10 protein-coding genes are annotated in these 13,054 nt (G+C 53.6%); all 10 read right to left on the reverse strand.

Annotation, left to right across the window (positions count from 1 at the left end):
- Positions 1–9: 9 nt before the first annotated feature.
- A complete protein-coding gene (locus AC06ND_RS00465) occupies positions 10–1,629 on the reverse strand; it encodes a fumarate hydratase (RefSeq protein ID WP_475677028.1) in 1,620 nt (539 codons plus the stop codon).
- Positions 1,630–1,650: 21 nt separating this feature from the next.
- Positions 1,651–2,751, reverse strand: coding sequence for a peptide chain release factor 2 (gene prfB / locus AC06ND_RS00470; protein WP_475677029.1), 1,101 nt, complete (start codon positions 2,749–2,751; stop codon positions 1,651–1,653).
- A gap of 104 nt (positions 2,752–2,855) precedes the next feature.
- Complete coding sequence (locus AC06ND_RS00475) at positions 2,856–4,319, reverse strand: DUF6515 family protein (RefSeq protein WP_475677030.1); 1,464 nt, start codon at positions 4,317–4,319, stop codon at positions 2,856–2,858.
- 25 nt (positions 4,320–4,344) lie between these two features.
- Positions 4,345–5,742, reverse strand: a complete 1,398-nt coding sequence (locus AC06ND_RS00480; RefSeq protein WP_475677031.1) for an exo-beta-N-acetylmuramidase NamZ family protein — start codon at positions 5,740–5,742, stop codon at positions 4,345–4,347.
- Complete coding sequence (locus tag AC06ND_RS00485; RefSeq protein ID WP_475677032.1) at positions 5,720–7,003, reverse strand: MFS transporter; 1,284 nt, start codon at positions 7,001–7,003, stop codon at positions 5,720–5,722. Before AC06ND_RS00485 ends, AC06ND_RS00480 begins: the two co-directional genes overlap by 23 nt.
- Positions 7,003–9,246 (reverse strand): DUF4922 domain-containing protein, encoded by a 2,244-nt coding sequence (locus AC06ND_RS00490; RefSeq protein WP_475677033.1) that lies wholly within the window; start codon positions 9,244–9,246, stop codon positions 7,003–7,005. The genes AC06ND_RS00485 and AC06ND_RS00490 overlap by 1 nt, the downstream gene beginning before the upstream one ends.
- Positions 9,233–10,564: a glycosyltransferase family 2 protein gene (locus tag AC06ND_RS00495; RefSeq protein ID WP_475677034.1), complete on the reverse strand. Its 1,332-nt coding sequence runs from the start codon at positions 10,562–10,564 to the stop codon at positions 9,233–9,235. Before AC06ND_RS00495 ends, AC06ND_RS00490 begins: the two co-directional genes overlap by 14 nt.
- Before the next feature lie 10 nt (positions 10,565–10,574).
- Entirely contained in the window at positions 10,575–11,036 is a 462-nt protein-coding gene (locus tag AC06ND_RS00500) for an NUDIX hydrolase (RefSeq protein WP_475677038.1), read from the reverse strand.
- A gap of 139 nt (positions 11,037–11,175) precedes the next feature.
- Entirely contained in the window at positions 11,176–11,931 is a 756-nt protein-coding gene (locus AC06ND_RS00505; RefSeq protein WP_475677035.1) for an acyl-[acyl-carrier-protein] thioesterase, read from the reverse strand.
- Positions 11,931–12,890 carry an HU domain-containing protein gene (locus AC06ND_RS00510; protein ID WP_475677036.1) on the reverse strand — a complete coding sequence of 320 codons (960 nt, stop codon included), beginning with the start codon at positions 12,888–12,890 and terminating at the stop codon, positions 11,931–11,933. Before AC06ND_RS00510 ends, AC06ND_RS00505 begins: the two co-directional genes overlap by 1 nt.
- Between the last annotated feature and the right edge of the window lie 164 nt (positions 12,891–13,054).

A 13,054-nucleotide genomic window follows, 5' to 3' on the forward strand; every position in this document is an offset into this window, starting at 1 on the left:
ATCTGTTCTTTAGAGCTGCTTGAAGAAGTCGTTGCCCTTGTCATCCACGAGGATGAAAGCAGGGAAATCCTCGACCTTGATCTTCCAGATAGCCTCCATACCGAGCTCTGGGTACTCAACGCACTCGATGCTCTTGATGTTGTTCTGTGCGAGGATCGCAGCAGGACCACCGATAGAACCGAGATAGAAACCGCCGTGCTTCTTGCAAGCGTCGGTCACAGCCTGGCTACGGTTACCCTTTGCGAGCATGATCATAGAACCGCCATTGTCCTGGAACTCGTCCACATAAGGATCCATACGGCCTGCAGTGGTAGGGCCCATAGAGCCGCAAGGCATGCCAGCAGGAGTCTTTGCAGGACCTGCGTAGTAGATAGGATGATCCTTGAGGTACTGAGGCATACCCTCACCTGCGTCAAGGCGAGCCTTGATCTTCGCATGAGCGATGTCACGGCCGACGATGATGGTACCGTTGAGGCTGAGACGGGTGCTGACAGGATACTGAGAGAGGATCTTGCAAACCTCGCTCATTGGCTGGTCGAGGTCGATCTTCACTACCTCACCCTCACCTGCATTGCGAAGCTCCTCTGGGATGAGCTCGTATGGCTTGTCCTCCATCTTCTCGTTCCATACGCCGTCTGCATTGATCTTTGCCTTGATGTTACGGTCTGCAGAGCAGCTTACGCCGAGAGCGATAGGGCAGCTCGCACCGTGGCGAGGAAGACGGATGACGCGGATGTCATGTGCCATGTACTTACCGCCGAACTGAGCACCGAGACCGATCTTGTGGGTCTCCTCGAGAAGCTGTGTCTCGAGCTCTACGTCGCGGCATGCGCGGCCGGTCTCGTCACCTGTGGTAGGAAGGCTGTCATAGTAATGGGTAGATGCAAGCTTCACGGTGAGAAGGTTCTTCTCAGCTGAAGTACCACCGATAACGAATGCGATATGGTAAGGAGGGCACGCTGCGGTACCGAGGCTCTTCATCTTCTCCACGAGGAAAGGAATGAGGGTGCCAGGGTTCTGGATGCGGGCCTTGGTCTCCTGATAGAGGTAGCTCTTGTTTGCAGAACCACCGCCCTTGGTTACCATGAGGGAGCGGTACTCCATGCCCTCGGTAGCCTCGATGTCGATCTGTGCAGGGAGGTTGCACTTGGTGTTGACCTCATTGTACATATCGAGCGGAGCGTTCTGTGAGTAGCGGAGATTCTCCTCTGTGTAAGTCTTGAATACGCCGAGAGAGATGGCCTCTTCATCCTCGAAGCCTGTCCAGACCTGCTGACCCTTCTCGCCATGGACGATGGCAGTACCAGTATCCTGGCAGAGAGGGAGCTTACCCTTTGCTGCAACCTCTGCATTGCGGAGGAAGGTGAGGGCTACATACTTGTCATTCTCGCTTGCCTCAGGATCAGAGAGGATCTTTGCCACCTGCTCGTTGTGTGCACGACGGAGGAGGAAGCTCACATCGCGGAATGCGGTGTTGGTCATGAGGGTAAGAGCTTCAGGAGTGACCTTGAGCATTGGCTTTCCCTCGAAATCGCCTACTGATACGAGGCTCTCTGAGCCTGGGATCTTGTAGTACTCGGTAGTATCTGGACCGAGCTGGAACATTGGAGCGTACTTGAATTCTGCCATAGTAGTTTAATATTTCTTAGATTAATTATTCATCAGATAGGTCTTCATGAACTCGTTGAGATCTCCGTCGAGCACACCCTGCGTGTCCGAGGTCTCATATCCCGTCCTGAGGTCCTTCACCATCTTGTAAGGATGCAGCACGTACGAGCGTATCTGCGATCCCCACTCGATCTTTTTCTTCTGTCCCTCGAGCTCCGCCTGCTTCTCCTGGCGCTTCTTGAGTTCCAGGTCATACAGACGTGACTTGAGGATACGGAGAGCATTGTTCCTGTTGTCGAGCTGAGAACGGGTCTCGGTGTTCTCAACGACTATTCCCGAAGGAATATGCCTTACGCGCACGCCGGTCTCGACCTTGTTGACATTCTGTCCGCCGGCGCCGCTCGAACGGTAGGTATCCCACTCGAGGTCACCCGGATTTATCTCGATCTCGATGGTATCATCCACGAGAGGATATACAAACACGGAAGAGAAGGTGGTCTGACGCTTGCCCTGGGCATTGAAAGGAGAGATTCGCACGAGCCTGTGGACTCCGCTCTCTGCCTTGAGGTAACCGAACGCGAACTCGCCCTCGACCGCTATGGACACGGACTTGATTCCGACGTCCTCACCTTCGGTCCGCTCGGTGATAGTGGTCATGTATCCGTTCCACTCGCACCAGCGGAGGTACATTCTCATCAGCATTGCAGACCAGTCATTGGCCTCGGTGCCGCCGGCGCCCGAGTTGATGGTGAGTATGGCTCCGAGATTGTCGCCTTCCTCGCCGAGCATGTTGCGGAGCTCCAAGGCCTCAACCTCCGAGAGCGCAGCCTGGAATGCCTGGTCGAGTTCCCTCGACTCGTCTGTCTCGGCATCATCGGAAGCACCGCTGTCCTTCGCAAACTCGAGGAGAACGTCGAGATCGGCAACAGATGATGCCGCCTTGTCGTAGCCGTTCACCCAGAACTTGACGCCCGAGAGTTCCTTGAGGAAAAGTTCGGCCGCCTTCGCGTCGTTCCAGAAATCAGGGGCAAGCGTCTTCTCCGTCTTGGCGGCCACCTCCTCCCTCCTCTGTGCTATGTTCAGGCACTTCTCCAGCACAGCCACACGCTGCTGCAGATTCCTTATCTGTTCGGTACTTACCATATTATCGTCAATCTCTGCAAATTTAGTAAATGTTTACCTAAAAAAGAAAGACCGGACAGCTGTCTGCCCGGTCTTTCAATGTGTTTTTTATTTCTAGGAAGCTCTTACTTGTAGAGCTGTCCCATTACCTCGAAGTAAGCAACGCCTTCCTTGACGGTAACCTTGTAGACAGTCTCGTCTACCTGGTAGTACTGATTGCCATCCTTAAGGGTGATGACCTCATAGTCGTCAGGGATGTACTCTACCAACGCTCCTGCAGGAGGAGTGATGACTTTGTACTTGCCGTTATCAGGGAGGTAGAAGATACCGTCCTGATAGTAGTACTCAGCGTTTGCGTTTGCATAGCTCTGAACGAGTCCGAGGCTCTGTGCAGTATTGAATGCATCAGTTGCGAGGAGACGGCCGTTTGAAGAGAAGCCCTCAAGGTGGCTGTTGTTCTTTGCGATGATAGCGTTCTGCTGCGCGATGATCTCGTTGTTCTTCGCCATGATCTCATACTGCTCGTCGATATAGCGGTTGTTCTTGTAAACAGCGTCATATCTTCTTGCCTCTGAGTAGTAGTAGCTGATCTTGCAACGATAGAGGTTCATTGCCTTTGCGATCTCCCACTCGAGGATGGTCTCGAGAGGTGGACGGCAAACCACGTAGTAAGAGCCGTAAGGTCTGTAGTACACACCGTTGTAGCAGTAGTATACGTGGTGATGGTGATGGAGCCTGATAGCCCTTGAAGGGATTCTCATGACCCTGTAACCGAAGCAGTGGTGACCTGGATCGTAGAAGTGACCGATATACTTGTAGCTGATGAAGTCATGCTCGCGTGGGTGTACGTGAGGTACCTCGTAGAGCTTCTGCTGTGGCTTCACCTGTACCGGCTTCACTGGAGCAGATACTGTACCGCTCTGAGGCCTGTCTGCAACCTGGCTGTTGCCTGGAGCAGTCCTGTTGCCTGCAGTTGAGGTAGCGGTTACGGCCCTTCTGTCAGTCGTGCTTCCTGAATTGCTGCCTGCGGTAGTCGCGGTACGGTTACCGGCGGTACCTGCAGTCGCGCTTGTAGAAGTACGGTTGGTGGTATTACCTGAAGTAGTAGCAGTCCTGTTGGTGGTTGAGCTGGTAGCTGAACCGGTCCTGTTGGTGCTGTTGCTGCTTGAAGAGCCGCTTCGTACGGTTGAAGCGCCTGCTGAGGTAGTGCTGCGTGAAACAACGCTACCCTGAGAGCTTCTGCTTGTAGTAGAAGAGCTGCTGCTTCTTACAGTAGACTGCGAGCTGCTGCTCCTGGTGGTAGAAGAGGTGGTAGTCCTGTTCTGAGCCGAAGCCGAAGGAGTGGTGCTCCTTGAAGGGGTGCTGCTGACAGCTGCGCTGCTTCTTGTAGTAGAAGAAGAGCTGCTGCTCCTGGTCTGTGAAGACGAAGCGGGAGCGCTTGATCTGCTGGTAGAAGAAGATGACGACGACGAGGTCCTTGAAGTTGAGGATCCGCTCGAAGTGCGTGACTGTGCATTGAGCTCAGCCTGTGGAGCTGCAATGGCTATTGCCATGAAGCTGGCTGTCAAGATGGTAGCAAACTTTTTCATGGTGTTGGTTATTTAATTGTTAAACTTATTTGTAAAGATGATATCGCGAGGACATCGTCCTGAAATCTTCAACATCTTTCTGCCAAACCGGCTCAAGATCCTCGACCTTATATCTCTTTCCTAATACCTTTCTTACATAGTCCGTGCCACAAACCTTGTCGAAGAGATTCGAGACCGTAGATTTTTCGAAAGGAGTACGGTCTGGATAGAGTTCGCAGACGGCCTGGATCACGTAGAACTGAGTCAGCGTGAGCACAGCCTTGTCGTAGTCCGTATAGAAATACTGAACGCCCTTGACGAGCTCTCCCTTCTGGCTTCCGGCTATAGGATTGAAGTATATCACCCTGAAGTCCACTCCCGGAATATGGTAGCTGTCGAGCTTGGCCTTGAGCTTGTCCGGGTCCATCCATGTGGCTCCGAACACCTGGAAAGGAAGGGTATATCCTATGCCGATGTTGAGGAAGTTCGAGAACTCTCCGCAGATGCCTGCAGAAGGATAGCTGATCGCTGCCTGTGCGCTTGGGATGTTAGGAGAAGGGAGCACCCATGGAAGTTTGGTATCTGCATACACCATATCCCTGGTCCATCCTTCCATAGGAATCACCGTGAGCTTACACTTGAGATGCGGAAGATCGCCCTTCTGGTCCCTGTTGAGACCTTCCTCGTTGATCATCTGAGCGAACTCTCCGACGGTAAGGCCATATACGTAAGGAATGCGGAACTGGCTCACGAAAGAGAAGTAGCCAGGCTCCACGTAGCAGCCTTCTATCTTTTTACCTCCCAGAGGATTAGGCCTATCGAGAACGACGACTTCTATACCCTGCTCCGAGCATGCCCTCATCACGAGGCCGAGGGTGCTGATGAAGGTGTAAGAACGAGTTCCGACGTCCTGGATATCATAGACCATCACATCGATGCCCTTGAGCATCGCTGCGGTAGGCTTGCGGGTCGAGCCATAGAGAGAATATACAGGAAGGCCAGTCTTCGCGTCCTTGGTGTCGCTCACCTTTCCGCCGGCATAGACATCGCCGCGGACTCCGTGCTCAGGGCCATACAGGGCCACAAGGTTGACTTCCGGAGCCTCGTTGAGTATGTCGATGGTGGACTTCAGGTTACGGTCCACGCCGCTAGGGTTGGTGACAAGACCGACGCGCTTGCCCTTGAGGCAGGCGAAGCCGCTCTCCCGGAGCACCTCGACACCAGGCTTGACGCAGACCTCGGCAGGGATTTCCACTATCTTGACGACCTCCTTTTCCACGAACACAGGTTTCTGGACCTCCCTCTCGATCACGACTGTGTCGCGCACGATGATGGTGGTGGAAGGAGTCTGTTTCTTCTTTTTCTTAATCGCATCGGCAGGCATAGGGAATGCCATAAGCAGCGCGAGCACTGCAGCGATGCTACATATCGTCTTTCTTTCCATACTGAGGATTGATATGACGCCTGATCATCAAGGTCACGGCGATGGTTATCAGGCAGCACACCATCACCATGATGAAGAATTTCGGGTAACCCAGGGCCATCTGTATCTTACCTGCGACAAGGCCCGGGAGCATCATGCTGAACGTCATCAGGACAGTGCAGAACGCATAGTGCGAGGTCTGGTACTGACCGACGGAGTAGTAGAGCATGTAAAGAGTATATGCGGTGAATCCGAATCCATATCCGAACTGATCCACTGCTATGCAAAGGTATGCAGGCAGCACTCCGGCTGGCTGCGCGACGCTGAGGTAGAGGTACACGGAGCATGGCAGGGCGAGGCTGAGCGCCATCGGGATGAGACATTTCCTCAATCCCCACTTCGCACCGGCAATACCGCCGAGTATACCACCGAGAAGCAGCGCGATCACGCCTATGGTACCGTTCGCGAGGCCGACCTGGACGTCGTCCATGCCCAGTCCGCCGACTTCCCTCGCGTCCTTGAGGAAAGGAATGAGCATCTTGATCGAGAATGCCTCCGGAAGGCGGTAGAGGAGCAGGAAGACCAGCGCGACAAGGAATTCCTTCTTGCCCACGAAAGTCTTGAAAAGCTGGTACAGGTCGCCCAGAGTGGATTTCGCGTCACTCCCCTTGCGCGGATGGTCGGTCGATGGCTTCGGCATCGAGATCATGTCCCACGCCGCGATGAGCGCCATGGCTGCGGAGCCTCCGATGAGGGTCCATGACCATGAGACCACCGCGTCCTGTCCGTTCTTCTGGAAGATTCCTGCGATGATGGCGAGCAGACCCTGGCCGCAGAGCAGCGCAAGGCGGAAGAAGGTGTTCCTGACGCCGACGAAGAGCGACTGGCGGTGCTGGTCGAGTCCGAGCATGTAGAAGCCGTCGGCCGCGATATCATGGATGGATGACGCGAACGCAGTGATGAGGAAAAGTATCAGGATGAGGCTCAGAGGGCACTTTGGGAGCGTGAGACCGAGCAGACAGGTACATACCACCATCAGAATCTGCATGGCTGCGACCCACCTTCTCTTCGTGCCTATCGTGTCGACGAAGGGGCTGAGCACGATCTTGAGTATCCATGGGAACGAGAGAAGCGAGGTGTAGAGGGTCAGCTTGTCGTTCGGCATGCCCATATTCTTGAACACGATGAGCGACACCGTATTGACGATGGCGTTCGGCAGTCCCTCGAAGATGTAAACGGTCGGCACCCATGACCATGGGGACATATTTCTCTTTGCTTCCATTATCTTCCTGTATCTGACGCGGGCCTGACGGTGATTTCAGAGCCCGGATAATAATGTTCGAGTATCTGGCGGTAGCCATAGCCCTTCGAGGCCATTACGGCCGCACCTATCTGGCAGAGGCCGACACCGTGCCCCCAGCCCTTTCCGCGGAGTACTATCCTGTCTCCGGCATCCACGACATCGAAAGCCGAGGACTTGAGATGGCTTGAGGAGAGTGTCCTGCGTATCTCCAGTTCCTTGCCGACGGCAAAGCTGTTCTCGCTTCCCTTGATCATGAGCTTCGTGATCCTGCCCGATTCTCCCCTATCTATCGGCTCGAGTCCGAGCAGACGTCCAATCCGTCTTCCTGAACGCTGCGCAATAAGAGCGGCAAGCTCATCCTTGTCATATTCCTGTTCCCAACGGAAGAAATCCGGTGTCTCAAGGTCGTAGTTATTGAGTATCTGCGAGAGCACGGCAGCGTCCTGGGTGTCGCAGAAAGGCTTGCCCTGAGGGTCATGCTCCGGAGTGTCCGGAAGTGCCTGCAGATATGGGTAATCAACGTCGCCCCAGCATGCCGAGAATCTCTCCATCACGCCACCACAGCACTTCGAGAAGCGGGCGTCGCATATCTTTCCTTCAGAAGTCAATATCTGGCCCCAGGTGGCGTCAATGACCTTTCTGACGGTCTCCCCTGTGGCCCTTGTCAGGCCCTGATACCTCTGGCAGTGGTCATCAGCACACACGTCAAAGAGCTTATGGTCATCGTGGTCGTACCACTTCCTGATCTCGTCCGGGGTATCTATCATGCCCACGGTTTCACTCTTTCCATCATGCGAGGAAGCGATCTGGGACATCACCCATGAACGGGATATGACCGCGTGGGCCTTGAGGAATTCCTCGGATGAAGTTGACTTCATCTCGGAAGAAATCACGCTGAGGAGATAGTCCTCGACACCTATGACATTGACGGCAGTGAGATTGTCACCATCGACTATTATCCGGAGGCTTCCGGCGAACTTCTGGCTCTCCTTGCGCTGCCAATGGAAATTCTTTCCGATCACGACATCGTGGAGCACGAAGGACGGCTCTGCAAAGAGTGTCGACTGAGTGACGGAATCGAAGATGAGCTCATCATATAGAGCCCCGTTATAGTCTATCCTACCATCACGCCAGCTGGCCAGCTGGCGTCCGGCACTGTCAGAGAGCATCTCGAACTCGATCTCAGGGGCTGTAAGTATGCCCACGGCGAGCTTTGGTTGCTTCCTGGTAAGCTTCATTATGATGTCCCTCTCCTTTTCTGGGGCACAGGACACCTCAGCCATCACCTCCTCGACAAGGCGTGAATCTATCTTTTCGAAATCTTCCGGGCATGGGACTATCAGAAGCCCTCCCATGTCAGCACATCCCGGGCTCATCGTAAGGTGGTCGGGGCCATCACTGAAATAGTGGTGCGGACGATGCTGGTTACGGAAGATCACTATGGTCCTGAACTCTCCCGAGCGGAACCATGTCATCATATTGAAGCGTGGTTCCGTCTCTCCGTCCTGAATCTCGGCGCAGTCGATCAGGCGGTAGAACAGCTTGGCTGCCGACTTTGGCTCGCGCGCCTTCAGAGCGAAAATTCCCCTGGTGAACTTATGATAATGGAACAGATGGGCGTCCAGGATAGAAGCCATGTACTCCATCACATCGGCTATGCCTGCCGCCTCTGCCCTATGCTCAGGAGCCTCCTCCTTCGCAGCAAGGATCTGTTCGAAAAGCGAGTCTATATCGCTCTCCAACGGCATTCTGCCGCTTCCCGCAGCCTGGAAGTGGTGGTGATCCGGCGCAGATGCGCCGCATTTCGGGCCATTGTAGAAGAATGTATATCCCTTGTATGCCCTGGCAAGGTCGAGGATATCGACGTACCTGTTCCTGATGCTCTGCTCCGAATGGGAGTCCAACGGAACGGTCAGGTGGTCAGGAAAGATAGGGAAAGGGTTGACGAGTATAGAGTATCTCTTGCCTTTCCTGCCCTCGAAAGGCCATGCGACCTGCTCGGATGGGCGATTGTCGGCACAGAGGAAACAAGGTCTCTGCTCAAGGGATTTGCGATCGACCTTAGCCGCGGAAGACACTATCCTGGCCGGATTGAACTGGGCCTTGACGGTCAGACCTCCAACCACGAAATCCTTCGTCCGGACGTTCTTGAGCGCCCTGAAGTTCCCGCATGCAAGAGGCCAACGCGAAAGCTGGTCATTTATGAACTTATCTGGATTCATTTAGCCTGATTCTCGCTTCCAGTTCCCATGTCCTGAGACGATCCTTGTAGAGATTGTTCTTGTTCACCTTCTCGATGCTGAGTGCCGCGTCGGAATTTCCTTCCCAGCGACGGCAGCAATAAAGTACGTCCCAGATTCGTCCTATCCTATATTCACGGCTGATTCGCAAGCCCATGGCATAGTCCTCGCCGTAGCTGGTATTAGGGAAGTTTATCTTCCTTGCGACCGGCACGAGGAAGGCACGCGGTGCTCCGAGGCCGTTGATTCGGAGAGCATTGTTGCGGCCGTTGTCATCCGTCCATTCCTTATGGTCTATCACCCCTGGAGGTATAGGATTCATATTGAAATCAGTCATCAGATAGCTGCCTATCACCATCGCGCACTTCTGCGTACGGAAGGCATCGACGACCTTGGTGAGAGTGTCCGGTCCGCTGTACACGTCGTCGCTGTCGAGCTGCACTGCATATAGGCCGCAATGTTCGCTATGGAGCGCATAGTTCCAGCATCCGCCGATTCCGAGGGTGGTGGATTCCGGCACGAGATGTATGAGCCTCCTGTCCTCTGCTGCGAGTGTATCCAGCAGTGCTGTGGTTCCGTCGGTGGAATGATTGTCGACCACGATCACGTTGAACGGGAAGTCCGGAGTCTGCGCAAGAGCGCTGCGAACCGCATCAGCTACCGTACGTATCCTGTTGAAGACAGGAATGATTACGCTGGCAACCACAGGGAAGCCCTGATCCGCTGCAGAACTACCATTCCAGTCGCCGGCAGGAGGTTCCGCGAAATTCGGAGCCAGGTAGCCGCCAATCCTCCTGAGAGCGTCAGTGCATACCTTCTCCATCTCGATCTGCACCTCACGGTTGCGCGGATTCACGTAGTCGAACTGCTTTTCGCCGGACTTGCGTTTGTCAATCTCCTTTGCGCTGTAGAGAGGCTCGTTGACATGGACTATCTTATCCATCATGAGCCTGAGCTCATAGAGGGCACCCCAGCTGCGCTCCGTCACCATCGCCGCGACTGCCTTGCGAAGGCTTTCCGAGCGAAAAACAAGCAGCTGTCCGAAATCGAAGTCGTCCCTGAGCGCACCTTTCTGGCAATCGATCAGAGGATGGCCGACATAATCGGCATATACCATGTCCGCAGCCGTGTCCTCGGCCACTGAACAAATACGCTCGAGAGCAGCGTCGTCTATCACGACCTCTACGGAAGCACTCTCTATCACTGCGTAATCCGAATCAAGCTGCGACGCCACCTCCCTGAGGAAGGTAGTCGAGGCAAGTCTGATGTCATCGACGAAGAAGAACTGGAATCTGCCCATATTTTTATCATTAAAGCAATGAGAAGAGCTGCTGCCTTATCATTGCGAATTCACTTTCGAAGTTCGGAGTAAAACTTCCGTCACCGATATGTGCGTCAATCTCCTCAACCGTCCAGAAACGTCCGTCCTTGAGTTCAGAAGGGTCTGGAGTGAGAACGAAGTTGCTGCCCACCGCCGCGAACACATTCACGAGTTCCTTCTCTATCGCAGACTCGAACACATAGCTGCAGATAGGGATAGGATTGTACTCGGAGAAGCCCAGTTCCTCACTGGACTCGCGGATCAGCGCCTCCGAAATGGCCTCTCCGTATGAGACATGGCCACCTACGGCCGTGTCCCAGACGCCTGGAAGCAGGTCCTTGGTATCCGCCCTCTGCTGAAGATAAACCCTACCCATCCTGTCCAGGATATGGAGATGAACCACCGGATGCAGGACCTTCGCTCCGCTATGGCAATAGCTCCTGCGAGACATGCCTATCACTTCACCGCTCGGCTCGACGACGGGAAACCATTCCTCGTTGCCGGATTTTGCATCATGTTTTTCAAGGTCCGTTGCCTTAGGCGACGGGATTACCGGCGCGTAGCTACCGACAGGATAGATAAGTTCCATCTTAGAATGTGAATTTGGAGATGAATGACTGGACGCCGCCCACGGTGCCCTCAACCCACCATACCTTTCCGTCTGCCGTACCCTTCGAGAGAAGTACGGTATCGCCAGGCATAGCTTCCTTGTTGAAGTTTATCTCGAGTGTGCGGACATGGTTGTGGAGAAGGAAGTCCAGATCGAGACAGTCCATCGCCCAGACAGTGTACTGGACGTTGTTGGTATGTCCATTTCTATCTATGTCCGAATAGCTCACCTTGTGCTCCCCGCATGCTTCCATAGTGATATCCTTCGGAAGTCTGAGCCTCTGGCATACGGTATCCTTATGCTCTGTAGCGTCTTTATATACAGTCTCGTCACATACCGTATCCTCGCTGTTCGGGAGGTCGGAACGCACGATCTTTCTCTCATTGAGGTCAAGGATCACCCAAGAAGATGTTCCGAGAACCATAGGTTTTCCACTCTGGTCGGCAAGGCAATAATCACGGACGAAGAAGAGTCCATCGGGGCCACGGTGCCAGCTGGTAAGTTTCAGGTCATCCCTCCACTGGGGATACTCGAGGAAATCTGCCTTCATTCGGGAGATGATCCATGCGCAGCCCTGCGGGCCAAGGACATTCTGTCCGAAGCCGAGCATATCTGCGCTGTCACCTGCGATTTCCTGTGCATAATTCAGAAACGAGGCCGGCTTCAGCAAGCAGGCCTCATCAGTCTCACTACAAACGACATGGATATCAGTCGTAAGTTTCTTGTCTTTCAGCATTATCTGTAATAATTAAGAATCTCAAGTTCTTCCTTGGTGTATAGCATCCTGTCGAGAAGGTCCGGGAAGCAGTTCTTCAGAACGATGAATCCCACGACCACAATCACAATAATGCAAAGTACCACTATCAGCGATATAAGAAGTCCCTTCCTGCGCGACGGAATCTTCTCTTCTTCCTCATATTCGTATAGGAAGTAGCCTTCCTCTTTCTTCTTTTCAGGCTCTGGTGCAGGTTCCTCAGTAGGCTCCGGCTCGGTAACCAGTTCTGGTTCAGGCTCAACAACGGACTCTGGTTCCGGAGCTGGCTCTATCTCTGATTCAGCAACTGGCTGTGGTTCCTCAATAGTCTCCGGCTCGGCAACCAGTTCTGGCTCTGGCTCGACAACCGGTTCTGACTCCGGATCGACAATCGGTTCAGAGACAAGTTCCGCTTCAGGGATACCGGAGAATGACGAAGGCACGACGACCTCGACTGCCGGAGCATTGGCTTCCGGAACAGGAACCTCCAGAGTAGAGAAATCGAACGAAGCCGGCTTCTGATGGGTCTTGAGGGAGATAGGCTCAAGGCCGAATCCCAAAGGATAGACATCCAGTTCCTCATCCGCGATGAAGAAGATATTGCCATCCCTTCCGAGCCTCATCCTTCCAAGTCCGGGAATCTGCACTGCCCTATTCGTGTCAAGAGCCTTGGCAAGATCTGCCGAGAAACTCTCCAGGATGCGTTCTGCCACATCCTGAGCAATTCCGTTGCTGCTGGCGTAGAAGGAGGAAAGAAGATTGTCCTTATCCGCATTTGTCTTGAAGGAAAGCTTCCTGTATGGAGGATTTATAGTGTATCCTCTGTCAGAGAATGTAGACGGTGCAACCTCGGCGACAAATGCGCCAAGGCCAGGGAGATATACCTTGTCATTGTCAAGGATCAGCTCCTTCACCATCTTGGACAGAAGTTCGATATCCATACGCTTTCTGGGTCTTCCTACAAATCACGCAAAGTTAATAAATAATCACACACCAAAAAATTCTCAAAAAAATTTGCAACCTTAAAATTCTTGCGTATCTTTGCAATCCCAAACGACAAGCGCGGGTAAATTCCTGAATAGCTCAGTTGGTTAGAGCATCTGAC

The sequence above is a fragment of the Candidatus Cryptobacteroides sp. genome (genome assembly GCF_056207615.1).